Annotated in this window: 20 protein-coding genes; 7 read left to right on the top strand and 13 right to left on the bottom strand. The window is 72.1% G+C overall.

Translation table 11 applies throughout. The features are described from left to right. Window positions 1–79 precede the first annotated feature (79 nt). From O3438_RS31815 to O3438_RS31805, 3 genes are all read right to left on the bottom strand, one after another. Window positions 80–952 (bottom strand): hypothetical protein, encoded by an 873-nt coding sequence (locus tag O3438_RS31815; RefSeq protein WP_269683190.1) that lies wholly within the window; start codon window positions 950–952, stop codon window positions 80–82. A 159-nt stretch (window positions 953–1,111) separates the two neighbouring features. Beyond that, window positions 1,112–2,782 (bottom strand): CocE/NonD family hydrolase, encoded by a 1,671-nt coding sequence (locus O3438_RS31810; RefSeq protein ID WP_269683189.1) that lies wholly within the window; start codon window positions 2,780–2,782, stop codon window positions 1,112–1,114. Window positions 2,783–2,785: 3 nt separating this feature from the next. Further along, window positions 2,786–3,301 (bottom strand): MarR family winged helix-turn-helix transcriptional regulator, encoded by a 516-nt coding sequence (locus tag O3438_RS31805; RefSeq protein WP_269683824.1) that lies wholly within the window; start codon window positions 3,299–3,301, stop codon window positions 2,786–2,788. A 126-nt stretch (window positions 3,302–3,427) separates the two neighbouring features. Here O3438_RS31805 and O3438_RS31800 point away from each other — a divergent pair, with 126 nt between their 5' ends. Next, on the top strand, window positions 3,428–5,554 hold the full coding sequence (locus tag O3438_RS31800) for an MMPL family transporter (protein WP_269683188.1): 2,127 nt from the start codon (window positions 3,428–3,430) through the stop codon (window positions 5,552–5,554). A gap of 51 nt (window positions 5,555–5,605) precedes the next feature. Here O3438_RS31800 and O3438_RS31795 read toward each other — a convergent pair whose 3' ends face one another. Beyond that, window positions 5,606–6,487 (bottom strand): lytic transglycosylase domain-containing protein, encoded by an 882-nt coding sequence (locus tag O3438_RS31795; protein WP_269683187.1) that lies wholly within the window; start codon window positions 6,485–6,487, stop codon window positions 5,606–5,608. Window positions 6,488–6,520: 33 nt separating this feature from the next. Next, window positions 6,521–7,927, bottom strand: coding sequence for a DedA family protein (locus O3438_RS31790; protein ID WP_269683186.1), 1,407 nt, complete (start codon window positions 7,925–7,927; stop codon window positions 6,521–6,523). A gap of 133 nt (window positions 7,928–8,060) precedes the next feature. Here O3438_RS31790 and typA point away from each other — a divergent pair, with 133 nt between their 5' ends. Then, window positions 8,061–9,929, top strand: a complete 1,869-nt coding sequence (typA, locus tag O3438_RS31785; RefSeq protein WP_269683185.1) for a translational GTPase TypA — start codon at window positions 8,061–8,063, stop codon at window positions 9,927–9,929. 110 nt (window positions 9,930–10,039) lie between these two features. Next, entirely contained in the window at window positions 10,040–10,882 is an 843-nt protein-coding gene (locus tag O3438_RS31780; protein WP_269683184.1) for a serine hydrolase, read from the top strand. A 10-nt stretch (window positions 10,883–10,892) separates the two neighbouring features. On the opposite strand, the gene O3438_RS31775 is transcribed toward O3438_RS31780, so the two are convergent. After that, the gene (locus O3438_RS31775) at window positions 10,893–11,690 is read right to left on the bottom strand and encodes a tyrosine-protein phosphatase (protein ID WP_269683183.1); all 798 of its coding nucleotides are present in this window, start codon (window positions 11,688–11,690) and stop codon (window positions 10,893–10,895) included. Between the two features lie 44 nt (window positions 11,691–11,734). Between O3438_RS31775 and O3438_RS31770 the strand changes: the two genes are divergently transcribed. Continuing rightward, entirely contained in the window at window positions 11,735–12,832 is a 1,098-nt protein-coding gene (locus tag O3438_RS31770; protein ID WP_269683182.1) for a mandelate racemase/muconate lactonizing enzyme family protein, read from the top strand. Window positions 12,833–12,892: 60 nt separating this feature from the next. Beyond that, window positions 12,893–13,816 carry a C40 family peptidase gene (locus O3438_RS31765; protein WP_269683181.1) on the top strand — a complete coding sequence of 308 codons (924 nt, stop codon included), beginning with the start codon at window positions 12,893–12,895 and terminating at the stop codon, window positions 13,814–13,816. Window positions 13,817–13,894: 78 nt separating this feature from the next. On the opposite strand, the gene O3438_RS31760 is transcribed toward O3438_RS31765, so the two are convergent. The 3 genes from O3438_RS31760 to pnuC form a co-directional block, all read right to left on the bottom strand. Next, window positions 13,895–14,893 carry a TerC family protein gene (locus O3438_RS31760; RefSeq protein WP_269683180.1) on the bottom strand — a complete coding sequence of 333 codons (999 nt, stop codon included), beginning with the start codon at window positions 14,891–14,893 and terminating at the stop codon, window positions 13,895–13,897. A 303-nt stretch (window positions 14,894–15,196) separates the two neighbouring features. After that, complete coding sequence (locus O3438_RS31755; RefSeq protein ID WP_269683179.1) at window positions 15,197–16,285, bottom strand: AAA family ATPase; 1,089 nt, start codon at window positions 16,283–16,285, stop codon at window positions 15,197–15,199. Between the two features lie 76 nt (window positions 16,286–16,361). Further along, window positions 16,362–17,018, bottom strand: a complete 657-nt coding sequence (gene pnuC / locus O3438_RS31750) for a nicotinamide riboside transporter PnuC (protein WP_269683178.1) — start codon at window positions 17,016–17,018, stop codon at window positions 16,362–16,364. 82 nt (window positions 17,019–17,100) lie between these two features. On the opposite strand from pnuC, the gene O3438_RS31745 reads away from it, so the two are divergent. Next, window positions 17,101–17,394 carry an antibiotic biosynthesis monooxygenase family protein gene (locus O3438_RS31745; protein ID WP_269683177.1) on the top strand — a complete coding sequence of 98 codons (294 nt, stop codon included), beginning with the start codon at window positions 17,101–17,103 and terminating at the stop codon, window positions 17,392–17,394. A 125-nt stretch (window positions 17,395–17,519) separates the two neighbouring features. Here the strand turns inward: O3438_RS31745 and O3438_RS31740 are convergent, their stop codons facing one another. The 4 genes from O3438_RS31740 to uvrB form a co-directional block, all read right to left on the bottom strand. Next, window positions 17,520–18,377 (bottom strand): helix-turn-helix domain-containing protein, encoded by an 858-nt coding sequence (locus O3438_RS31740; protein ID WP_332367481.1) that lies wholly within the window; start codon window positions 18,375–18,377, stop codon window positions 17,520–17,522. Between the two features lie 479 nt (window positions 18,378–18,856). Beyond that, window positions 18,857–19,225, bottom strand: a complete 369-nt coding sequence (locus O3438_RS31735) for a VOC family protein (protein WP_269683175.1) — start codon at window positions 19,223–19,225, stop codon at window positions 18,857–18,859. A 92-nt stretch (window positions 19,226–19,317) separates the two neighbouring features. Further along, on the bottom strand, window positions 19,318–20,235 hold the full coding sequence (locus O3438_RS31730) for a helix-turn-helix domain-containing protein (protein ID WP_269683174.1): 918 nt from the start codon (window positions 20,233–20,235) through the stop codon (window positions 19,318–19,320). A 117-nt stretch (window positions 20,236–20,352) separates the two neighbouring features. Beyond that, window positions 20,353–22,461: an excinuclease ABC subunit UvrB gene (uvrB, locus tag O3438_RS31725; protein WP_269683173.1), complete on the bottom strand. Its 2,109-nt coding sequence runs from the start codon at window positions 22,459–22,461 to the stop codon at window positions 20,353–20,355. A gap of 206 nt (window positions 22,462–22,667) precedes the next feature. Between uvrB and O3438_RS31720 the strand changes: the two genes are divergently transcribed. Next, window positions 22,668–24,581, top strand: coding sequence for a hypothetical protein (locus tag O3438_RS31720; protein ID WP_269683172.1), 1,914 nt, complete (start codon window positions 22,668–22,670; stop codon window positions 24,579–24,581). Window position 24,582 lies beyond the last annotated feature (1 nt).

Raw genomic sequence — 24,582 nt, 5'->3', positions numbered from 1 at the left:
TTGCGCAACATATATTGCCCAACAGTCGTTGCGGAAGTGCGGAGAGGGGCGACCCGGCGGCTACGGGCCGCCCCTCCGCTCAGGCGACGAGCCGGCGGGCCAGTTCGTCGGCGACCTGCTTGGCCATCGTGGGTGGGATGGCCGCGGCGATCTTCTCCGGCGTCAGCGAGGCCAGCACGCCCTGGACGATCGCCGGCTCGTCGGTGAAGTCCCGGTTGGACAGCGCGGTCAGCGCGGTCTGCAGGGCACTCACCTGCGCGGCGAGCGACTTCAGCGTCGGGTGCGCCGGGGTGTAGTTCGGCGTGGTGACGTCCTCACCCATCGCCATCCGGGTGTAGATCTGCCCGACCGGGTTGCGGCCGTCGAGCACGGTGAGGTTCTTGTGGACGGTCGCGAGCCAGTTGTGTTCTTCGGGGGTCATGTCGTCCTCCAGGAGTCCGATGGAGCTGAGATAGCGGCGGAACAACGGCCGCTGGTCACGGCCCGCCTTGATCGCGTCGCGGAAGAAGCTGAAATGGGTGTGCCAGCGGTGCGAGCTGTCGCCGCTGGTGCGCTTGCCGAGACGGTCCCACCGCTTCACCGTGGAGCCGTCCGGGCTGTAGATGATCTCGCGGATGTCCCGGGTGTCGGCCGCGTTCGCGGCGCACTGCGCGACGCACCAGATCGAGAAGCTGCGCAAAGTGTTGGTACGGCCACCGGAGCGGACGTCGAACTGGCCGACGTCCAGCGCCGCCGCGTCGAGGGTCAGACCGGCCCGGTCCCGGGGCGACTCCACCACCGAGTAGTCGTTGGCAACGACCCGGTCCGAGCCGCAGTGGTAGCCACCCCGGTGGGCCGAGTCGCCGACGATGCCGACCTCCGCCGGATCCAGGTCGTCCGGGCCGGGGGCGTTGTCGAGGTGGGTGAGGAGCAGACTTCGAACGGCCAACAGATTTGCCGGGGCCCGGGTCATGGGGTCCCCCTCTCAATGGGAGCGAGGACCGGGCACAACGTCACACCGCGTACGCGGTGCTGGGCTTCGGACGAGCCCGGTCTGCTGGTGCACGGCGCCGGGCGTTGACTCCACCATAGCCCGCATTCGCCGTGAATGCCCAGCTCAGACGGGCTCTGTTCAGATTGAGGGTTGCGCGGGGGCAGAGTGGACAATCGGCAACAGCAGCGCCGAGGGGTGCGCTGGGTCATGCAGGACCTGCCGCCAGCCAGCACGCAGCGTCACCGCCGTACCGAGGGGTTCACCTGTGCCGGGGTTACGCGCCCAGCGCGGGTGGGCACCACCGGAGACCTGCACCCGCAGTCGGTGTCCGGCGGCGAACCGGTACGCGGTCGGCCAGAGCGACACCGACACCCGCAGCACACCGTCGGGATCGGCCGCAGGGCGCTCGGGTGTGACCCGCACCAGGCCGTCGCACACGTTCCACGAGCGACCTCGGCGGTCCACGTCGCACAGTCGAACGAAGACGTCCAGGTGCGGCAGTTCGGCGCGCACGTGGATCTCGGCGCGTACCGGGCCGATCACCTCGACCGGCCCGGTCAGCGGGGCGCTGGTGTAGGTCAGCACGTCGGGGCGAGCCTCCACCTGCCGGTTGTCCACCGGGCCGGCCCGCTGGGCGACGAGCAGCGGCCCGCCCACCGACGGGGTCGGGTCGGCCGGGTCGTACCGGAACCCGTCCGGCGTCGACGCGACCGGCGGGCGCACCGCCAGCTCACCACCCGGATGCAGGTGCCAGGCGGTCTCGACGGCCGGAGGTGGCCAGTCCGGCAGGTCCCGCCAGCCGCCGCCGGCACCGCTGATGCAGATGCGCACGGGCGGCCGGGGCGGGACGGGCGATCGGGGCGCGGCCGTGAGGTACTCGTCGAGCCAGGCCAGTCCCTCGCGCAGGGAGGCCACGAACAGGCCGGGGCTGCCGTGCGTCCACGGGCCGATCACCAGGCGCGGCCGCGCTCCGGTGGCGCGCAGCGTGGCGTAGTCGTCGAGCTGCGCGGGCAGGAAGATGTCGTGCCAGCCGCTGACCATGGCCACCGGCGCCCGCACCCGGGCCACCCGGTCGGCGAAGACCCGGGTCCGCCAGTAGACGGCGTCCGGATCGTGGTGGCGCAGCCACTCCTGGAAGAAGGGAATGGTCGCACCGGTGGCCACCTGGTCGGCGTCGGCCAACGGCAGGTGTCGCAGCGCGGCGACGAGCCGGGGTTGCCCACGCTTGAGCTCCCACTGCCGGGCCAGCCAGGGAACGGTCTGCGCGTGCAGCAACTCCGCCCAGGTCAGCACGGTGTCCAGGGCGAAGGACTCCCCCGCGTACGTCGAGTCCCGGGTGGCCGACGCGGTCACCACCGCGACCATCGCGCGCAGGTCCTCGTCGGCGTCGGCGGCGAGCGCCCACTGCGCGAAGCCCTGGTAGCTGACCCCGAACATGCCGAGTTGGCCGGCCCACCAGGGTTGACGGCGCAGCCAGTCCAGGGTGTCCACTCCGTCGTCACGCTCGTGCACGAGCGGGGCGAACGTGCCGCCGGAGCCGTCGGTGCCGCGGCAGGCCTGGATGACCGCGTGCCGGCCCCGGGCGGCGAGCAGCCGTCCGAGCAGCCGCAACGGTCCACCCCGCCCGTACGGGGTGCGGATCAGCACTGTGGGCGCGTCCCGGGTCGCCGGGGCGTAGTGGTCGGTGCGCAGCACCACACCGTCGCGGGCCCGAATCGCGATGTCGCGGGTGACCCGCACCGGACCGGGTCGGGTGGGTGGTAGCCGCAGCGCGGCGGCGGCGAGGCGGGCGAGGAGCCGGTCCGGCACCGGTCAGTCCGTCGGGCGGCGGGGCGGCTCGGGGCGGGCGGCGCGTACCGCGTCCCGGTGGTCCCGCAACGACTCGCCCATCTCGGCCATGAACCGGTGCACGATCTCCAGCTCGTCGTCGCCGAAGCGGGCCATCACCGTGTCGGTACGCGCGCCGAGCGGCTGGAAGAACTCCATGGCGAGGGCGGCGCCCTGGTCGGCGTAGTGCAGCAGCACCTTGCGCCGGTCGACGGTGTCCCGGTCCCGGCGGATGTGACCGGCCCGCTCGAGCCGGTCGATCAGGGCGGTGACGGAGCCGGAGGAGAGGTTGAGTCGCTCACCGAGGCGACCGGGGGTGATCGGCTCACCGAGCAGTTCGGCGTCCATCACGGCGATCAGCGCCTGCAGGTCGGTCGGGTTGAGCCCGTGCAGGTTGGCGAAGGCGTGGCCGACCTGCTGGGCGTCGGCCGCGTACCGCCGGAGGTTGTTGGTGATCTCCGCGACCAGCTGCTCGCGGCGCGTGTCGCGCCGCCGGTACATGCCGTGAGTCGCCACCTCGCGCCGCTTTCCCCCGTCGTCGGTCTCTCCGGGTTGCAGCATAGAACAGCCGTCGATAATCTCGGTTATCAAGATACTCGACTTCCGAAGGACCGAGAGGCCACAGTGATGTCTGTGTTCACCAGAGTCGCCCGCGGCCGGTTGGCCGCCTGGCTCACCGTGGCCGCGGCGATCGTCGTCGCCGCGGTCGTCTTCGGGACGCCTCAGCCGGACAACCCGGCACCGGTCTCGTCCACCGGCCTCTCCGCGGAGTGGCAGTCGACCCAGGTGCAGCGCCTCCAGGACCAACTGCCCGCAAGCGACGTTCAGCCGGCCATCGTGGTGGTGAGCCGCGACGACGGCGGCGCGTTGAGCGAGACCGACCGGGCCGGCGTGGACGCCCGCGCCGGTGACCTTCGCCGCTTCGCGGCGGGCGGGCAGGTCAGCCCCGCCCAGGTCTCCCCGGACGGCACCGTCGCCCTGGTCGCCGTGCCGGTCGACACCGCCGGCGGGCAGGAGGCCGTCACCGCGACGGTGACCGACCTGCGCACCGCCCTGGCGGACCTGCCCGACGGGCTGACCGCTGCCGTGACCGGCGCCCCCGCCTTCACGGCCGACCTCTCCTCGGTGTTCGACGGCGCCGACATCACCCTGCTCGCGGTGACCGCCGCCGTCGTGGCGGTGCTGCTGCTGATCACCTACCGCAGCCCGTTCCTGTGGATCGTGCCGCTGGTCGTGGTCGCCGCGACCGAGCAGCTCACCCTGCGCGCGGTGGACACCATCGTCCCGGCCGTCGGCATCAACCTCCAGCAGGGCCAGGTCACCGGCATCGCCAGCGTGCTGGTGTTCGGCGCCGCCACCGACTACGCCCTGCTGCTCATCGCCCGCTACCGGGAGGAGCTGCGGCGCACGGAAGACCGCTTCGCGGCGATGCGCTCCGCGCTGCGCCGCACCGCCGAGCCCATCCTGGCCAGCGGCGGCACCGTGGTGCTCGGCGTCCTCACCCTGCTGCTCAGCGAGCAGGAGACCAACCGCGCACTCGCGGTGGCCTGCGCGACCGGCGTGGTCTTCGCCATGCTCTCGGCCCTGTTCGTGCTCCCCGCCGTCCTGGTGCTGTTCGGCAGGGGTCTGTTCTGGCCGTTCGTGCCCCGCGTCGGGGGCCCGGCCCGGGAGGGGCGGCTCTGGGGCCGGCTCGGCGCCGCCGTGGAACGCCGCCCGGTGGTGGTCGCGGTGCTGGCCACAGTGCTGCTCGGTGGCCTGGCCCTGGGTGGGCTCGGGATCCGCACCGGCCTGTCCGAGACCGAGCAGTTCCGAGCCGAGCCCGAGGCGGTGACCGGTGCGCAGACGCTGGCCCGCTCGTTCCCCGCCGGCAGCACCCAGCCGGTGGCCGTGATCACCACGCCCGTGGCGGTGCGGGCGGTCACCGACGCCGCCACCGCCGTACCCGGGGTCGCCTCGGCGCGCCCCGGTGACGCCGGTGAGGCCGTGGCCCAGGTCGACGTGGTCCTGGAAGCCGAACCCGGCACCACCGCCTCGGACCGCGCGATCGAGGCGTTGCGCACGGCGGTCGCCGCCGTACCCGACTCCGCTCCCCCGGCCGCCGCCGGCGCGGACGCGCCGTCCGGCGCCATCGTCGGCGGTTCCGTGGCCGCGACGTACGACTCCGACGAGGCCAACGACCGTGACCTGCGGCTGATTCTGCCGATCATCCTGCTGCTGGTCGGCGCGGTGCTCGTGCTCCTGCTGCGCGGGCTCCTCGCACCGGTGCTGCTGGTGCTCACCGTGATCGCGTCGTTCTTCGCCAGCCTCGGGGCGGCGTGGCTGCTCTTCGACCACGTGCTGGACTTCCCGGCGCTCGACAGCGGGGTCCTGCTACTCGCCTTCGTGTTCCTGGTGGCGCTCGGTGTGGACTACAACATCTTCCTGGTCACCCGGGCTCGGGAGGACGCCCGCAGCCTGGGCACCCGGGAGGGCATGCTCTCCGCCCTACGGGTCACCGGCGGAGTGATCACCAGCGCCGGGGTGCTGCTCGCCGCGGTGTTCGCCGTCCTCGGCGTGCTGCCGCTGATCACACTGACCCAGATCGGCATCATCGTCTGCATCGGCGTCCTGCTGGACACCCTGCTGGTCCGCACGGTCGTGGTGCCGGCGCTGGCGTTCCTGCTCGGTGAGCGCTTCTGGTGGCCCGGCCGGATCACCCGGGACTCCTCCGAGGACGCCCCGACGTCACCGGAGCCGGTCGCCGCCCGCGACTGACCGACTGACGCGACAGGGGCCGTGACAGCGTCGTCACGGCCCCCGTCGAGGTCAGTAGTCCAGGCAGACGCACTCGGACATCAGCGCGCGCACGTTGCGCACGTACGACGGGTTGGGGATGGCCAGCGGCTTGCCCTCCTGCGCCACCGCCCCGTGCCCGAAGTTGTACGCGGCGATCACCGCGTTGAGCAGGCAGGAATTCAACTCGCTGGTGCACAGGGCCGGGTCGAGTCGGAAATCGGACTCGAAGTACATGTCGCCGATGTACTTCGTCGCCCAGGCCAGGTAGGTGGCACCCAGGTAGGCGTTGTCCCGGTAGGAGTCGATCTCGTAGCTCTGCTCGAACCGCTGGTTCATCCAGGTCGCGGTGCCGGGCATCACCTGCATCAGCCCGACGCCACCGTCACAGGCGTAGATGTTGGACTGCCAGCCGCTCTCCTGCCAGGCGGTGGCCTTGAGCAGGTTGAGCGGGATCTTGATGTCCGGGGCGGAGGACGGCCAGTAGGTGCGGCCGGCCGCGTCGGTCAGCGCCGCCTTCACCTCTGCCCGGGTCGCCTGGCTGCCCTTGTAGCTCGGCTTGCAGGAACTCGGGGCCGGCTTCGGAGGGGCCGGCGGGACCTGTGTCTCGGTGGGCGGCTTCGCGACCGCCAGGGGCTTCGTCGCGGCGCGGGTCGGCTTTTTGGTCGGCTTCTTCGTCGGCGTCGGGGTCGCGCTGCGACTCGGCGCGGCGCCCATCGACTCCACCGCGCTCGCCGACGGGCTCGGCTCCTCGGTGACCTCGTCGGAGGGGGTGTCGGTCGGCGCGTCGGTGACCGCCACCGGCGCGGCCAGGTCCTGCGGCGTCTCCCCCTTGGCGGCGCACCCGACCAGCGCGCCCGCTATCAGGAACCCGGCGAGCGCCGCGGCGCCCAGCCGACCGGTCCGTCGAATCATGCCGATGCCTCCCCGTGTGACAGTCGTCGCACCCTAGCAAGGTTCGACCGGGCTGCGATGCCCCTCGGAAGACGGTCGGACCTGGTCCACCGGCTGCTCCAACTCCCGCACCGCCCGGTCCCGGGTGGCCCACGCCACCATGAACACCACCGTCCAGAGCACACCGAGCAGCACCGCCGCGGCGGTCCCGCTCGCCGTGTCCAGACCCAGGTAGAGCCGCGCGCCACCGACCCCGAGCACCCCCGCCGCGGCGGTCGTCCAGGCCGCCACGGCCACCGGCCACCGGGCACCGCGCGACACCAGCCAGGCCAGGGTGCAGAAGCTCGCCGCCACCACGGCGTTCTGGGTCGGCAGCGGGGCCGACCCACCGCCGCCGTGCGGCCCGGTCAGTTCGGCCACCACGGCCAGCACCACCAGCGGCACGAACGCGCCCGCCGTGCCGACCACGCTGAGCAGGTCGGTGCGCCAGGGCCGGCTGCGCCACGCCAGTACCGCCGCCACCAGCGCCACCAACAGGATCAACACCGACCCCCGCACCACCGACACCAGGACCGTCGTGACGTCGGCGGCATCCGGGGTACGCCGGGCGGCGAACCAGCCCGCGATGGCGCCGTCCAGGGCGGCCAGGCCGCTGTTGCGCACCGCCACGGCGAGCAGGCCGGCGATGGCGAGCCCGGCGGCGAAGAGCAGCAGGAGCCCGGCGGCCAGGTTGAGCAGCAACGTCCAGGCCGGGCCGACCCGCATGGCCACCAGGAAGAACAGCACCCCGTAGCGCGCCGTGAGCCAGCGCACCGGGGGCAACGCGCCGGCCCGGGACAGCAACGCGCGCACCGGGTCGGGGTTGCGACCCAGCCACCGGCCGGCGAGCACCACGGCCAACAGGCCCGCCAGCAGCAGCAGAGCCGCGCCGGTGGCCCGACCGAGCAGCCGGGAGACCGTGTCGTACGACTCACCGGCGAGGTGACCGAGCAGGACCGAGCCGCCCACCCAGGTCACCACACCGGCCAGGTTCCACAGCACGAACCGCCGGTACGGCATGCCGGCCGCACCGGCCAGCCGGGGCACCAGCGTGCGGGCGAAGGCCACCCAACGGGCCGCGAACACTCCCCGCCCGCCCAGCCGGGCGAGCATGGCGTCGGCCCGGCCCCACCGCTCGGGCCCGACCCGGTGACCCAGACCGGCGCGCAGCCGGGGGCCGTACCGACGTCCGGCGCGGAAGGCCAGCCCGTCCCCGGCGACCGCCGCGACGATCATCGCGAGCAACGCCGGCCCGAGCCGCAAGGTACCGTTGTAGGTGAGGAAGCCGACGAGCAGCAGGGTAGCCTCACCCGGCACGAGCAGGCCGAAGATCACCGCGGTCTCGCCCGCCACGATCAGCGCGGCGACCAGGTAGATCCACAGGGTGGGCAGACTCTGCACCCAGGTCAGCAGGTCGTGCACTCAGGCCCCCGGGACACGGGAGCCAGCATGCCAGCCGGGAGAACCACCGGCACAGCAGTTTCACCATAGATCAGGGGCACCTGGGGGTGACCCCGACGCGGCCTGCGCGAGCGCAGGCGGAAGGATAGAGGGTATGCAGCTTCGCACCGACCTCCGCAACGTCGCCATCATCGCTCACGTCGACCACGGCAAGACCACCCTGGTCGACGCCATGTTGCGGCAGGCCGGGGCGTACGGCGCCCGGGGCGAGAACACCGAGCGGGTCATGGACTCGGGTGACCTGGAGCGGGAAAAGGGCATCACGATCCTGGCCAAGAACACCGGCGTGCGTTACCTGCCGGCGGACGGGTCCGACCCGGTCACCATCAACATCATCGACACCCCCGGTCACGCCGACTTCGGTGGCGAGGTGGAGCGCGGCCTCACCATGGTCGACGGCGTCGTGCTGCTCGTCGACGCGAGCGAGGGCCCGCTGCCGCAGACCCGCTTCGTGCTCCGCAAGGCGCTGCGGGCCCGGATGCCGATCATCCTGGTGATCAACAAGGTGGACCGGCCGGATGCCCGGATCAAGGAGGTCGTGGACGACACCTACGAGCTCTTCCTCGACCTGGACGCCGACGAGGAGCAGATCGACTTCCCGATCGTCTACGCCTGCGCCCGCGACGGCATCGCCTCGCTGACCCAGCCCGCCGACGGCTCGGTGCCCGACGACAGCACCTCCCTGGAGCCGCTGTTCCGCACCCTGCTGGACACCATCCCGGCACCCGCGTACGAGGACGGCGCCCCGCTTCAGGCCCACGTCACCAACCTGGACGCCTCGCCGTTCCTCGGCCGGCTGGCGCTGTGCCGCGTCCGCCAGGGCACCATCAGCAAGGGCCAGACGGTGGCCTGGTGCCGCACCGACGGCAGCACCCAGCGGGTCCGCATCTCCGAGATGCTGATGACCGAGGGCCTGGAGCGTAAGCCGGCCGAGACCGCCGGTCCGGGCGACATCATCGCGGTCGCCGGCATCTCGGACATCATGATCGGTGAGACCCTCGCGGACCCGGAGAACCCGGAGCCGCTGCCGCTGATCACCGTCGACGAGCCGGCCATCTCGATGACCATCGGCACCAACACCTCGCCGCTGGTCGGCCGGGTCAAGGGCTCCAAGGTCACCGCCCGGATGGTCAAGGACCGCCTCGACAAGGAGCTCATCGGCAACGTGTCGCTGCGGGTGCTGCCCACCGAGCGGCCGGACGCCTGGGAGGTGCAGGGTCGTGGCGAGCTGGCCCTGGCCATCCTGGTCGAGCAGATGCGCCGGGAGAGCTACGAGCTGACCGTCGGCAAGCCGCAGGTCGTCACCAAGGAGATCGACGGCAAGACCTGCGAGCCGGTCGAGCGCCTCACCATCGACGCCCCGGAGGAGTACCTGGGCGCGATCACCCAGCTCCTCGCCACCCGTAAGGGCCGGATGGAGCAGCTGGTCAACCACGGCACCGGCTGGATCCGGATGGAGTGGCTGGTCCCGGCGCGCGGCCTGATCGGCTTCCGCACCGAGTTCCTCACCGACACCCGGGGCACCGGCATCCTGCACCACGTCTTCGAGTCGTACGAGCCGTGGTTCGGTGAGCTGCGCACCCGCAACAACGGTTCGCTGGTCGCCGACCGGGCGGGCGCGGTCACCGCCTTCGCGATGATCAACCTCCAGGAGCGCGGCCAGCTCTTCGTCGAGCCGACCACCGAGGTGTACGAGGGCATGATCGTCGGAGAGAACTCCCGCTCCGACGACATGGACGTCAACATCACCAAGGAGAAGAAGCTCACCAACATGCGGGCGTCGACCTCCGACGAGACGGAGAAGCTGATCCCGCCGCGCAAGCTCTCGCTGGAGCAGGCGCTGGAGTTCTGCCGTGAGGACGAGTGCGTCGAGGTCACCCCGACCGCGGTGCGCATCCGCAAGGTGGTGCTCGACCAGCAGCAGCGGGGCCGCGCCGCCGCCCGCCGCAAGCACGCCGGCTGACCCACCAGCACCCGGCACCGGGCGCGTCGGCCGCTTGCGGCCGGCGCGCCCGTCCGTCTCCCCACCGGGTACGCGGGACCGCCCACCCTTGATCCGCTACGGTCACCGGCATGACCTGGGATGATCTCGACGCCCACCTGGACCGGGTGCCCGGCACCGTCTCAGCGTACGTGGGCCGACTCGACGCGCCGCCGACCTGGACCCGCCACCCGGACGCCGCCCACTACGCCGCCAGCACCATGAAGGTCGCGGTGCTCGCCGCGCTGCACCGCGCCGCCGAGGCCGGCGAACTGGACCTGGACGCCCCGGTTCCGGTGGTCAACGAGTTCGACTCCGCCCGACCCGGCGCGCCCCGGTTCTCCTGCGCGCAGCCCTACGACAACGACGACGCGGTCTGGGACCGGCTGGGCGACACGGCCACGCTGCGCTGGTTGGCCGATCGGATGATCGTGCGGTCCAGCAACCTGGCCACCAACGTGGTCATCGGTCACGTCGGGCTGCCGGCGGTGGCCGAGGTCTGGGCGGCGGCAGGCGCCCGCAACAGCGTCACCGGCCGGGGCATCGAGGACTTCGCGGCCCGCGAGGCCGGCATCACCAACACGGTCACCGCCGCCGACCTGGCCGTCCTGCTCGGCGCGCTCGCCTCCGGCGCCAGCGCTCCCGGCCCGATCGCCTCGCCCGCCGCCTGCACCGCCATGCTGGACGTCCTGTTCGCCCAGGAGCACCGCGAGGACCTGGCCGCCGGTCTGCCCGCTGGCACCCGCATCGCGCACAAGAACGGGTGGGTACGCGGAGTCCGGCACGGCACCGGCGTGGTGCTGCCCGACGACGCCCCTGCGTACCTGATCGCCGTCTGCACCACCACCGACGGGGACGACGGGGTCGCCGACGACGCCTGCCTGCTGATCGCGGACGTCTCCGCACGGGTCTGGGCCGCCCGCCACGACCTCTGACCCGAGACATCTACTCCAGCAGGTGCGCCCGCAGCGCCCTGACGTCGCCGTCGGTCAACCCCAACCCGTCGCGCAGGTACGCGTCGAACGAGCCGTGCACCCGGCGTACCTCGTCATATCCGGCGTCGAGGTACTCGGCGCGGACCTCCAGCACCGGACGCACCGCGTCGACGTCCAGGTCGGGCTGCCGCCGTCGCATCGCCTCGACGATCACCGCGCGCAGGCTGTCGGTCAGCTCGTTGTTGCGCAGGTAGTCGGCGCGGATCGCCGCCTCGTCCACCCCGAGCGCCGTCAACAGGATGACGGTGAGCCAGCCGGTGCGGTCCTTGCCGGCGGAGCAGTGGTAGACCAACGGCAGGTTCTCCGGCCGGCCGGCGAGCCGTACCGCCTCGGCGAAGCCGACCCGGGCCGACTCCCCGGTGACGAACCACCGGTAGATCGCCGCCATCGCGCCCGCCGTCCCCTGCCGGGCCAGCTCCGCGTACGCGTCCAGGTCGTGGCCGAGCAGCACCGCCGAGACGTACGTGAAGACCGGGTGCTCCGGGTCGTGCACCGGCAGGCACACCACCCGCGGCTCACCGGTGAGCCGGTCGGCCGGGGCGACGGCGATCTCCGAGTCGTCCCGGAGGTCGACCACGCACGCCGGCCCCAGCTTCGCCAGCACCGGCAGGTCGTCGTCGGTCAGCCGACCCAACGCGGGAGTACGGATCAGCTGCCCCACCCGGACCCGCCGCCCGTCCGCGCCGACCAGCCCGCCCAGCTCACGCGCGTTCGGTGCGCCCACCAACTCCCAGCCCTGCCCGGTCATCCGGTCTCCCCTCCCGCTGTGCGCCTGCGTATAGGGTGCCCGACATGACGATCTCGGAGGTACGCACCCACCGGGTTTCCGCCCCCTTACACACCCCGTTTGTCACCGCGCTGCGTCGCACCACCACAGTGGAGACCCTGGTCGTCGAACTGGTCGACTCCGACGGCCGGTCCGGCTTCGGTGAGGCGCCCCAGGTGTGGCAGGTCACCGGCGCGTCGGTGGCGGGCGCGGGGGCCTGCGTCCGCGAACTGCTCGGCCCACAGTTGATCGGTCGTGATCCGGACGACCTGGTGACGCGCTGCGTCGAGGTGCAGCGCGCCGTGGCCGGCAACGAGGCGGCGAAGGCGGCGGTGGACGTGGCGCTGCACGACCTCGCCGCCCGGCGGCTGGGCGTACCCCTGGTGCGGTTGCTCGGGGGCACCACCCTGCGGGTGCCGACGGACGTGACGCTGGCGGCGGGCGACGCGGTGGACCTGGCGGCGGCGGCACGCCAGCGGCAGGCCGACGGCTTCGGCGTGCTCAAGCTGAAGGTCGGCACCGACGCGAGCGGCGACCTGGACCGGGTGCGGGCCGTCCGCGCGGCCGTCGGGCCGGGGGTCCGGATCCGGCTGGACGCCAACCAGGGGTGGACGCCCCGGGAGGCGGTCCGGGTGATCCGGGGCATCGAGGACTCCGGGCTCGACGTGGAACTGGTCGAGCAGCCGGTGGCCCGCTGGGACCTGGACGGGCTGGCCTGGGTCAGCGACCGCGTGTCCGTGCCGATCCTGGCCGACGAGGCGGTCTTCGGAGTTCGTGACCTGGTGGAGGTGATCCGCCGTCGGGCCGCCGACCTGGTCAACGTCAAGTTGGCCAAGTGTGGCGGGCTGCACCCGGCGCGTACCCTCCTCGACCTGGCCACCGCCCACGGGCTCGGCACTGTGGTCGGCTCGATGATGGAGAGTCAGGTCGGCATCGGGGCGGCGGCTAGCCTGGTCGCCGCGTACGGCACCACGGCGGTTGCGGACCTGGACGCCGCCTGGTGGCTGGCGTGGTCGCCGGTGCAGGGCGGCATTCGTTACGACGGGGCGACAGTGGTGTTGCCGAATGCCCCTGGCCTGGGCATCTCTGGCCTTACTGAAGCAAAGGTGCAGGCGCGCGGTTGATGATCGTTGGTTTCTTTCATAGGGTTTCCCCTGGACAGCCGACACGATCTGGGGGTTGACGTGGAGCTGCAACCGGGCCGTGAGGCCGTCGTCCGGGTCGCGGTGGCAACACTGTGGACCTCTCCCGAGGCGGTCCGCCCCGTCGACCGCCCGGCACTGACCGCCCGCGCCGACATCCTGGCCTGGGTCTCCGGGATGAACACCGACCAGCAGGTCGGTGACTGCGTGCTGAGCCAACTCCTGCTCGGCGAGCGGGTCCTCGTCAGCGAACTTCGACCGGACGGCTGGGCTCGGGTCGTCGCCGTCGAGCAGCCCGCCGCCAAGCTCGATCCGCGCGGCTACCCGGGATGGCTCCCCGCCGAGCAACTGACAGCCGCCGACCCGACCGGCACCGGCACCGAACCACCGCTGGTGGTGGACACCACTGTCACCGGGCTGCACGCCGCGCCGGGTGGTCCGGTGGTGGTGCCCGGCGTCGTCGTCGGCACCCACCTCGTCCCGGCCGGCCCCGCGCGCGACGACTGGCGGCCGGTACACGTCCCCGGCCAGGCCACGCCGCTCTGGCTGCCCGACGACCACCTCGCCGCGACCCCCGCCGCCGCGCCGAGCGCCCAGCAGGCGCTGGCGGTGGCGCAGCGGCTGCTGGACGTGATCTACATCTGGGGTGGTCTCTCGGCGCACGGCATCGACTGCTCCGGCCTGGTGCACCTGGCCTGGCGGCGGCTCGGGGTGCTGCTACCCCGCGACGCCGACGACCAGGCCGCCGCCACCACGCCGCTGACGTTGGGCGCGGAACGCCCCGGCGACCTCTACTTCTTCGCCCGACCCGGCCGCAAGATCCACCACATCGGTATCGTCACCGCCCCACCCGGCGACGGCGACGAGCGGCGGATGCTGCACGCCTGCTACCGCCGCCGGCGGGTCATCGAGGAACCGCTGCCGGCCGACCGGACGGCCACCCTGGTGGGCGCGCACCGGGTCTGACCGGCCGGGCGCGTTCCCGCACCCGGCCGGCTTTCCACCGCTCCGGCTGTCGCCTCGACCACGTCGGCGCGCGACGGATCAGCGGCGAGCGTCGACCAGCTCGCGACGTCGGTCCCGGGAGGACTTGATCAGGCTGGCGGCGGTGGCGATGCCCAGGGTGCCGATGATGACCAGCAGCGACAGCCAGATCGGGATGTGCGGGGCCCACCCGACGTGCTCGCCACCGTTGATGAACGGCAGGTTGTTGTCGGCCAACGCCTCCAGCACCAGCTTGACGCCGATGAAGCCGAGCACCACGGCCAGGCCGTAGCTCAGGTAGATCAACCGGTCGAGCAGGCCGCCGAGCAGGAAGTAGAGCTGCCGGAGGCCCATCAACGCGAAGACGTTCGCGGTGAAGACCAGGTACGGCTCCTGGGTGATGCCGAAGATCGCCGGGATCGAGTCCAGGGCGAAGATCAGGTCGGTGGTGCCGATCGCGATCATCACGATCAGCATCGGGGTGAACAGCCGCTTGCCGGCCACGTTGGTGGTGAGCTTCGCGCCGTCGTAGTCCTTCGAGATCGGCAGCGCCTTGCGGCTCCACCGGATCAGCACGTTCTCGGAGAACTCGTCCTCGTCCGGCTCACCCTGCCGGGCCAGGTTCACCGCGGTGTAGATCAGGAACGCGCCGAAGATGTAGAAAACCCAGGAGAACTGCGTGATCAACGCGGCACCGGCGGCGATGAACCCACCGCGCATCACCAGCGCCAGCACGATGCCGACGAGCAGCACCTTCTGCTGGTACTGCCGGGGCACCCCGAAGCGGGCCATGATGATCACGAAGACGAAGAGGTTGTCCACCGAGAGGCTGTACTCGGTGAGCCAACCTGTGTAGAACTGCCCGGCCGAACTGGCGCCGGAGGTCAACCAGACACCGGCGCCGAAGAGCAGGGCGAGACCGACGTAGAAGGCGACCCAGAGGCTCGACTCCCGCACACTCGGCTCGTGCGGGCGCCGACCAATGATCAACAGGTCGACGAGCAGGACCGCAGTCAGTGCGACAAGCGTCCCCGCCCACACCAATCCGGACACGTCCAACGTTCAATCCTCCGGCAGACACGCGGCGTCGGGCACACCGTACGCCCCCGGAGGGGCCGGTGTGCCGCTGTCGCTCACTCTGGTGACTGTCGGAGGTCTCTTCCGCCGCCACCCGTTACCGGGAGGCGACCGACGGAGCCGGGTCGGGACGCCGAGGTTCCGACGATCGACCGTGCTGACGACTCCGTTGCGGGGGAATACTCCCCTCCTCGGTGACCATTGTTGCCCACCACCGCCCGTGATCACACCCCGGGCGGTCGGTGGTGCCGCACACGCCGCACACCCCCTAGGTGTCCTAGGAGGCTAGTGCAGATCGGGTGCGGCTATCGGGTCGGCGAGCGACCAGCCGGCGGCGAGCAGGTCGTCGCAGGCCCGCACCGCCCGCGCCAGCCGCTCGGCATGCGTCCCGGACAGCTCCACCACCGGCACCCCGCACCCCGCCAGCTCGGTACGGAACCGCTCGGTCATCCAGGCCCGCAGATGCTCGCCGTCGCGGAGCCCGTCGTCGGTGAAGGGCACCCCCCGATGATCCGTGAGCAGATACAGCGCCGGTCGGCGGGCCGCAGCCCGGACCTCCGGCGACGCGCTGCCCAGGTAACGCTCCTCCCACACCGCCGTGGCCCGCGCGTCGGTGTCGCAGATCAGCAGCGGCCCACTCGTCCGCGCCGCCGCGTCCTCGGCGGCCTGCTGCTCGCGAACCACGGTACGGAAGTCGTCAGGGTCCCAGGTGACGTCGAAGACGCTCGCCTGCGGGACACGCTCCCGCAGCCGGGCCAGCTTGCGGGCGGTCAACTCCCGGCCGTACTCCGGCACCCAGGATGTGCCGTAGTGCGCCGCGAGCGCCTCGGCCATCGTGGTGGTGCCAGTCGACTCGGCGCCAACCACCACCACCCGCCGGACGAACCAGGCGCGCACCGGCGCGCTCAACCACCGCCAGTGCGCCGCCGGGTCCGCGCGGACGGCAGTGCCGGACACCGGCACGGTCCGCCGATCCGGATCCACCGACACGGGTACGGCGTCGAAGCGCCGAGCCAACTCGCGGCCGTACGCCTCGGAGGAGAACACCGCGTCCACCCGCCGCGAACCGAGCGCCGCCCGGAACACCGCACAGTGCGCGTCCCAGACGGCCGGGTCGTCGTAGTCGACGGGATGGTCGTCGTACCGGCCGACGAAGCGGACCCACGGCCGGTCCGCGTGCACCTCCCGCAACCAGTCCAGCCGCAGGGTGAGTGGAACCGACTCCCGGCGGGAGGGCGCCACGACGACGGTGACCTCCGCGCAGCGGGCGGCCGCCGCCTTGATCAGCGCGTGGTGCCCTGCGTGCGGCGGGTAGAACTTGCCCACCACCATCCCGTGCCCGAACTCGGACGCCCGCTCGCTGCGCTCGCTCATGCCGTCACTCCGCTTCACTGGGCGCCGGCATGAGGCACCTTCGCACCGAGCATGCTGATTCGCTCGCTGCGCTCGCTCATGCGGCGACCGGCGCCGGGCCGGGCGGCACCGGGGTCGGCGGGTCGACCCGGCGCAAATCCTCCCGCCAGGCCCGCAACCCGAGCACGCACAGGGCGAGGAAGACCAGGTAGAGGACGGCGGTCAGGTGCAGTCCCTTGTACGCGTACAACGGGATGTAGATCAAATCGGCCGCGATCCACAGCCACCAGCTCTCCACCCGCTTGCGGGTCTGCCCGTACGTCGCCAGCAGCGACAGCGCCGTGGTCAACGCGTCCGGCAGCGGCACCGTGGAGTCGGTGGCCCGGTCCAGCAGGACCCACAGACCGGCGGTGAGCAGCAACCCGACCACGGCCAGCGCCAAGCACTCCCGTCGCCCGGTACGGCTCACCGTGAGCCGGCTCCGCCGCTCGCCACCGAACAACCAGTGCCACCAGCCGTAGCAGCCGAGCGCGACGTACACGACCTGGAGCCCGGCGTCGGCGTACAGGCCGGCGGTCCAGAACAGCAGCATGAGCAGCAGCACGTTCGCGATGCCGATCGGCCAGTTGGCGATCTTCTGCCGGGCCACCAGCCACACGTTGAGCACACCGGTGGCGAATCCCAACAGCTCCGCCCAGGTGGTGCCCGTACCGGCCACCTGGAACGCGGTGCCGGTGAGCCAATCGATGATCACGGTGCCACCCTAGGGGCACCCTCCAGGCTGGAACAGACCCCGGGACACCATCGGCCCCGCCCGTCGTGGGAGGCTTTCCGACATGGTGCTCGAAGTCGCGCTGATCGACGTACTACCCGGACACGAGGACGCGTTCGCCGCCGCGTACGCCGAGGGTCACCCGGTGCTCGCCGGGGCGACCGGTTGCCGCTCGGTGCGGATGACGCGGGGCATCGAATCCCCCACCCGCTTCGTGCTGCTCGTCGAATGGGACTCGGTCGAAGCCCACGAGGACAACTTCCGGGCCACCGAACGCTTCGAGCGGTGGCGCGCGTTGATCGGACCGCACTTCGCCGGGCCGCCAGTGGTCGAACACTTCCTCGACGTACCGGCCTGAGCGCCGCTGTCGTACGCCCGCTGTCGCTGTCGTACCCCGCGGTTATCGTGCCCGCGCACGCGCCGGCCGCCGGTCCCGACGGGCTCGGGGGCGCCGGGCCCGGTGGCCGCGCGGCACGACGATTCCTACTCGCCGACGCGGCGGGCCAGCGCGGTGATGGTCTCCTCCGGTGACAACGCCGCCCCCAGCAGCGCCTCGGTCATCCGCTGGTAACGGTCGACGTCGAGCACGGTGGCCAACCGCACGTCGGTGGTCAACGCCTCGAGCATCACCGTCCGCGGGTCGGCCGGGTCCGGAAAGGCATAGCAGGAGTACGGCGTGAGTGGGTGCAGTCCTTCGCCGGCCACCCCGCGTGGCAGCAGTCGCACCGTGACGTGCGACAGCCCGGTCACGGCCACCAGGTGCCGCAACTGTTCACGCCAGACCGCCTCCGGCAGGTCGCCCGGGTCGCAGACCGCCTCGGCGAGCACCGCCGTGTAGCGCGGCGGGTAGGCCCGCCGCAACACCTCCTGCCGCAGTGCACGGGCACGCACCTCGGCCTCCACGTCCACCTCGGGCGTCAGTCGCGCGCCGGCCGTGACCAGCACCCGGGCGTACGCGGGCGTCTGGAGCAGCCCCGGCACGACCGACGGCTGGTACTCGACGATGTCCGCCGCGCCCGCCTCCAACTCGGCGTAGGTGCGTTGCCGTTCGCTCATCTCGCCCAGCGTCTTCCACCAGCCGCGGCTGGTCGCCGCGTCCCGGGCGATCACGATCAACGCTTCGCGGGCGGGTGAGGGCACCTTGTAGATGTCCAGCAGATCGAGCACATCGGCGAGGTCAGGACGGCTCTGACCCAGCTCGATGCGGGACAACTTCGACGTCGAGGCCCACCCCAGCCGGTCGCAGACCTGCTCCAGGGTCAGCGCCTCGCGCCGGCGTAGCTGGCGCAACTCTGCGCCCAGACGTGCACGTCGAATGACAGGACTTGTTGGTAGCGGCATCCCGGCCTCCCCACCGAGGGAGATTACGCAGGACGATCACCCAGTGCAATAGTTTGCTCGCACACCGCAATCGAGGCTTTTTGTCCCGGCACCGATTCCGGCCGCCAAAATGCCCTGTTGTCGCCGCCCCGTGCCCCGCGCCAGGGGTTGTGAGCGCGAGGATTGCCTGGGCGGAGATCAGTGCCGAAGCATGCCGTATCGGCGAGCCGGGCTCGGTTGGGCGCGAGGCTGGTGCGTCGTTCTGACCCGACCCGTGTAGCACCGATGCGAGCATGCCGACGGGCATCACCTCCGGCTGTCGCTGTGGAGCTGATGTCGCAGACGATTCAGCTCCACAGGACCCGACAACCGACATCCCTCCGGCTCCCGCCGACCCGGCTCCGGACCGGCGCGTGTGCGGTGACGGCACGTTCGGAACAACCCGCCGGCGGGTTCGGACAGGTGTCGCCGGGTGGAGTCGGCGGCGTGCCGGAGCGGGCTCAGGGGCGGTAGGTGCCGAAGGACCATACGGTGCCGGCCAGGTCGCGGGCGGCGTAGTCGCGTGAGCCGTAGTCGGTGTCGAACGGCTCGCGGATGATTTCGGCGCCGGCCGCGCGAGCCTGGGCACAGTGGGCATCGACGTCCGGCACCGCCACGTAGACCGACCAGTCGTCGGCGGCCGGCCGAGGTGCGGTGCCGGCCCGGCCTCCCAACATGATCATGCCGGTGTCGAGGACGAGCTCGGCGTGCGCGATCGAGCCGTCCGGCGTCTCGTGTACGGCGTGCGCCTGGAAGCCGAAGGCTGAACAGAGCCAGTCGATCGCGGCACGGGGTTCGGGGTAACGAAGGATCGGATAGACGGTTCGCATGAGCCGATTCTGCGGCCGACGACCCGGGTTCGGATTGGACGAACGTGACCTCGGCCAGTCGACCCGCCGAGGCGCCTCAGCTGGCCGAGGTGTCAGGCGATCGCCGACCGGGAGGCGAGCAGTGCGGTCGGGGTGGCCCCGGCGAACTCGCGGAAGTCCCGGATCAGGTGCGACTGGTCGTAGTAGCCGCAGCGAGCCGCCACCCCGGCCCAGTCGACCGGTCTCCCCGCGCCGGGCTCGGCCGCAGCAGGCCCGCGGTGCCCACCATCGGCCGGTGGTCCGCTGTCCGGCCCGACCATGGCACTGGGCCCGATGGCCAGGCCGACGTCGCTCAGCGCCGTACACGCCTGTTGGAACCGCAGCAACCGGGCGACGGTCTTCGGCGGTAGTCCCACGTCCTGCCGAAAACGGGACGCGAGATGTCGTCGGCTCCAGCCCACCTCGTCGGCCAGCGCACCGACGCTGCCCCGCCCGCCACCGGCGACGAGCCACCGCCATGCCCAATCGAGGCGGGCGTCCACCGGCGGTGACGCCGCCAGCCGGGCACCGAGCACCCTGTCGAGCAGGACGAAGCGCTCCGGCCAGCCGGGCGTCGCGGCGAGCCGGTCACGCAGTCGCACCAGCCAACGGTCGGGAAGCTGCCCGACGCCGACCGCCCGATTGGTCAACTCGCTCAGCGGCACACCGAGGAGCCGGCGAGCGGTCAGCGGGGCGAGCAGCAGTTCGACGCCCTCCCCCACACCCAGCGTGCGGGTCGTGCACCAGCCGTCGAACGTGCCGGCCACGAACGAGTCGACCTGCGTGACGCCGCGCTCCGCGCTGCGCGGGTCGGTCACGTCCAACGGAGCGCCCCAACCCAGGATCAGCACCACGAAGACGCCCGCCGACTCCCGGCGCACCAGGGGAAGGTCCGCCCGCTCGCGGTAGCCGACGTACCGGTCCACGAACGGACGCAGACGCACGTCGGGCAGCCCGACGACCATCTCGTCGGCAGGTGCCGTCTCCGTCAACCCCGCCCACCTTTCGCGTGGGGCCGCCCCCGCCCGGACGAGTCGCCCGACCAGCCGCCGGGTGCCCGAGCCGCCAGCGCCCGAGCGGGGCGTCGGCGGTGGCCGAACGGCCGTCGGTTACTTCACGCCGGCGGCGTCCATGCCGCGGAGCTCCTTCTTCAGGTCGGAGACCTCGTCGCGGATCCGAGCCGCCAGCTCGAACTGCAGCTCGCGGGCTGCGGCCAGCATCTGGTCGTTGAGCTCCTGGATCAGCTGGGCGAGGTCGGCGCGGGCCATCCCCTCCCGCGAGGTGGTCGTGGCGGCGGACCGGCTGCGGCTGCGGGTCTCCTTGACCGGCGCCTTGCCCCGGGAGAGCTGACGCACCGCGCCCCCGACCCGGGAGTTCTCGGTGTCCTCCGCCTCGCGGTAGATGTCGTCCAGGATGTCGTGGATCTTCTTACGCAGCGGCTCCGGGCTGATGCCGTGCGCCTCGTTGTGCGCGATCTGCTTGGCTCGACGCCGGTCGGTCTCGTCGATCGCCGCCGCCATCGACGGGGTGATCTTGTCGGCGTACATGTGCACCTGACCGGAGACGTTACGAGCGGCCCGGCCGATGGTCTGGATAAGCGAACGCCCGCTGCGCAGGAAGCCCTCCTTGTCGGCGTCGAGGATCGCCACCAGCGACACCTCGGGCAGATCCAGGCCTTCGCGGAGCAGGTTGATGCCCACCAGCACGTCGTAGTCGCCCTTGCGCAGCTCGCGCAGCAGCTCCACCCGGCGCAGCGTGTCGACCTCCGAGTGCAGGTAACGCACCCGGATGCCGTTCTCCAGGAGATAGTCGGACAGGTCCTCGGCCATCTTCTTGGTCAACGTGGTGACCAGCACCCGCTCGTCGCGGTCGGTCCGCAGCTTGATCTCGTGCATCAGGTCGTCGATCTGGCCCTTGGTCGGCTTGATCACGACCTGCGGGTCGACCAGACCGGTGGGCCGGATGACCTGCTCGACGAACTCGCCCTGGGCCTGCTCCATCTCCCAGGTGCCGGGAGTCGCGGAGAGGAAGACCATCTGGCCGACCCGCTCCAGGAACTCGTCGAAGCGCAGTGGCCGGTTGTCGGCCGCGCTGGGCAGCCGGAAGCCGTGGTCGATGAGCATCCGCTTGCGGGACGCGTCGCCCTCGTACATGCCGCCGATCTGCGGGATGGTCACGTGCGACTCGTCGACCACGGTGAGGAAGTCGTCGGGGAAGTAGTCGAGCAGGCAGTGCGGCGGGCTGCCGGGCAGCCGCCCGTCCATGTGCATCGAGTAGTTCTCGATGCCGGAGCAGAAGCCCACCTGCCGCATCATCTCGATGTCGTAGGTGGTGCGCATCCGCAACCGCTGCGCCTCCAGCAGCTTGCCCTGCCGCTCCAACTCGGCGAGGCGCTCGGCCAACTCCACCTCGATGTCGCGGATCGCCCGCTCCATCCGCTCCGGACCGGCCGCGTAGTGCGTCGCCGGGAAGATCACCAGCTGGTCGACCTCGCGGACCACGTCACCGGTCAACGGGTTGAGGTAGTAGAGCTTCTCCACCTCGTCACCGAACAGCTCGACGCGGACGGCCAACTCCTCGTACGCCGGGATGATCTCCAGCGTGTCGCCGCGGACCCGGAAGGTGCCCCGCTGGAAGGCCATGTCGTTGCGGGTGTACTGGATGTCGACCAGCCGACGCAGCAACTGGTCGCGGTCGAGCTCCTGGCCGACCTGCACCTTCACCGCCCGGTCGAGGTATTCCTCCGGGGTGCCCAGGCCGTAGATCGCCGAGACGGTCGCCACCACGATCACGTCGCGGCGGGTGAGCAGCGACATCGTGGCCGAGTGCCGCAGCCGCTCGACCTCCTCGTTGATCGAGGAGTCCTTCTCGATGTAGGTGTCGGTCTGCGGGATGTACGCCTCGGGCTGGTAGTAGTCGTAGTACGAGACGAAGTATTCGACAGCGTTGTGCGGCAGCAGCTCGCTGAACTCCTTGGCCAGCTGCGCGGCGAGCGTCTTGTTGGGGGCGAGCACCAGGGTCGGGCGCTGGAGGCGCTCGACCAGCCACGCCGTGGTGGCGCTCTTGCCGGTGCCGGTCGCGCCGAGCAGCACGGTGTTGCGGTCACCGCGCCGGACCCGACGCGCAAGCTCGTCGATGGCGGCCGGTTGGTCGCCGGCCGGCTGAAACTCACTGACGACCTGGAAGCGGCTGTCCAGCCGGGGAATGTCGAGCGCCATGCCGTCAACGGTACGCCGGAGGTCCGACAGGAACGGCCGTCACGCCAGGTACGTGATCGGCTTCAATATTCCCATTGTGTGGCCCATGTCACCGGGACTACCCTTCTCGTGTAGGCCGCTCGCGGCGGCCGACCGGGCCGGTGGCCAGGCCGTCATCACGGCCGGCCGCCCCCGGCACTGCGGTCGCAGCACCCGGCTCGTCCGGCGTGCGCACCGGTGTGGTCGCGCTCACGGCGCAGACCGGCCGCCGCGAGCGCCCCTGCTCGTCACCCCGGCGCCTCCCCGCCCGTTTCATCTCCGTGGACACCTCTCCGACCCCGGCTCCCGACACCACCGGAGGCAGCGCCGACGCCAAACGGCGAGCTTCCACCGGAGGCAGCGCCGACGCCAAACGGCGAGCTTCCACCGGAGGCAGCGCCGACGCCAAACGGCGAGCTTCCACCGGAGGCAGCGCCGACGCCAAACGGCGAGCTTCCACCGGAGGCGGCACCGACACCGGGGGCGCGGGGCGCCCCTCCGACGCCGCCGCGCGGCCCACCACCAGCCGACCCGCCACCGCCCGACCGACCGGCAGGGGGCGGTCCGCCGGCAGGCGCCGACCCGCCACCGGGCGCCGTCTCGACGGGGCCGGAGCGACCACCCGCGCCGACGAGACCTCCCCACCTGCCGCCGACCCGGCGGACGGCCGGACCCCGGCCAGCCGCCGTCGACGTACCGTGCTGCTGTTGCTCGCGCTGACCGCTGTGACGTCCGCGGCGGCGTTGGTGCTCGGGCTGTTGAGTTGGGCCCCCGACCCACCCGAGCCGTCCCGACCGCTGACCCTCGCCGAGGGTGAGCGGCTGGCCGCCGTGCGGGTCACCAACCTGCGGGACCTGCGCGCCGGGGTCCGGGTCACCGCCGGCGTCGACGCCGCGCGGATCGAGCTGGTGGGTTGGGTGGACTGGTCGCGGTCCCTGCTCTACCTCGACGTGGGTGGGCCGGGCGCGGGCGCGGAACGAGGGCTGGTGCAGAAGGTCGGCGCGGGCCTGGTGGTCCGACCCGACCCCGCGGCCGTACCCACTCCCGCCGCACCACCGCTGGTGCCTCCCGCGGACCGTTGGCGGTTGCACCGCCTCGCCCCTGGGACGAACCTGGCACCGGTGCTCGACCTGCTCCTCGGCCTCGCCGCCGACCGCCCGGACGCGACGTGGGCGGCACCCGACGGTGGCGCTCGCTGGATCGCCAGGGACACCGTGGCCGCCGGGCCGGTGGACGTCCTACAGGCGCCGTTGCCCGGGACGCCAGCGCCTCGTTCGGCACCCGGCAGCACCGCCGGCCCGGCGGGCGCCGACCCGGACGGCCAGACCCGGTACTGGCTCGACCAGGACGCCCGCCTGCACAAACTGGTGACCCAACTGCCCGGCGTCGGCCCGGTCACCGTGGTCCTCAACCGGGCGGACCGACCGACGTTGCACCCGGTGGACGCCCTCGGTGGCCGGCCCGGCCTGCCCCGCGCGTTGACCGACGCCGAGCGGCGTCGACTGGAGCAGCTACCGGCCCGGTTGCGGGCGAAGAGCGGTGCGACGCTGACACTGACCGCACCCGTCGGCACGGACACGAATCTGCGGGCCGCCGGCTGGTTGAGCTGGACCACGCGTACCGCGTACCTCGCGGTTGCCGACCTGGGCGTGCCGGACCGCCGGACCCTGCTGCGGCGCGACACCACCGGTCTGGCCCGGGCGGATCTGCCCGCGGGCGCTGCCGGTGGCGGCACCGCGGAACAGCCCGAACGGCCGCCGCTCCCGCCCCCGGCCGGGCCGTGGCGCGTCTCCCGAGCCGGCCGCGACGCTGTCAGCGTGCTGGTGGACGCAGCGGTGGCCGCCGGGTCGGTCGCGCCACGCGGCACGGCCGTCCGGGTACGCGAGGACGTCGCCGGCGGACAGACAGTGGACGTCGTCGAGGTCGACTCGGCCGGCGCGCGGCTGCGCTACTGGATCGACCGCGACGGGTCGCTACTCCGGCTGGAGCTGCACACCGACGCCGACGCGTGGGCCCAACTGGATCTCCGTCCCACAGTGGTGCCCCGGCTCGCCCCGATCCCCCGGCCAGCCGCCACCCCCCGACCGCACGCCGCCCGCTGAC

It is taken from the genome of Micromonospora sp. WMMC250 (genome assembly GCF_027460215.1).
Classification (GTDB): Bacteria; Actinomycetota; Actinomycetes; order Mycobacteriales; family Micromonosporaceae; genus Micromonospora; species Micromonospora taraxaci.
This window is presented reverse-complemented; position numbering and strand designations above follow the sequence as displayed.

What these genes read in the sequence shown, in the direction of transcription:
- O3438_RS31815 (WP_269683190.1), bottom strand. Translation starts at nt 952, where the DNA reads ATGACCCGGGCCCCGGCAAATCTGTTGGCCGTTCGAAGTCTGCTCCTC.
- O3438_RS31805 (WP_269683824.1), bottom strand. Translation starts at nt 3,301, where the DNA reads ATGTACCGGCGGCGCGACACGCGCCGCGAGCAGCTGGTCGCGGAGATC.
- O3438_RS31800 (WP_269683188.1), top strand. Translation starts at nt 3,428, where the DNA reads ATGTCTGTGTTCACCAGAGTCGCCCGCGGCCGGTTGGCCGCCTGGCTC.
- O3438_RS31795 (WP_269683187.1), bottom strand. Translation starts at nt 6,487, where the DNA reads ATGATTCGACGGACCGGTCGGCTGGGCGCCGCGGCGCTCGCCGGGTTC.
- typA (WP_269683185.1), top strand. Translation starts at nt 8,061, where the DNA reads ATGCAGCTTCGCACCGACCTCCGCAACGTCGCCATCATCGCTCACGTC.
- O3438_RS31780 (WP_269683184.1), top strand. Translation starts at nt 10,040, where the DNA reads ATGACCTGGGATGATCTCGACGCCCACCTGGACCGGGTGCCCGGCACC.
- O3438_RS31775 (WP_269683183.1), bottom strand. Translation starts at nt 11,690, where the DNA reads ATGACCGGGCAGGGCTGGGAGTTGGTGGGCGCACCGAACGCGCGTGAG.
- O3438_RS31770 (WP_269683182.1), top strand. Translation starts at nt 11,735, where the DNA reads ATGACGATCTCGGAGGTACGCACCCACCGGGTTTCCGCCCCCTTACAC.
- O3438_RS31755 (WP_269683179.1), bottom strand. Translation starts at nt 16,285, where the DNA reads ATGAGCGAGCGCAGCGAGCGGGCGTCCGAGTTCGGGCACGGGATGGTG.
- O3438_RS31745 (WP_269683177.1), top strand. Translation starts at nt 17,101, where the DNA reads ATGGTGCTCGAAGTCGCGCTGATCGACGTACTACCCGGACACGAGGAC.
- O3438_RS31740 (WP_332367481.1), bottom strand. Translation starts at nt 18,377, where the DNA reads ATGCCGCTACCAACAAGTCCTGTCATTCGACGTGCACGTCTGGGCGCA.
- O3438_RS31735 (WP_269683175.1), bottom strand. Translation starts at nt 19,225, where the DNA reads ATGCGAACCGTCTATCCGATCCTTCGTTACCCCGAACCCCGTGCCGCG.
- uvrB (WP_269683173.1), bottom strand. Translation starts at nt 22,461, where the DNA reads ATGGCGCTCGACATTCCCCGGCTGGACAGCCGCTTCCAGGTCGTCAGT.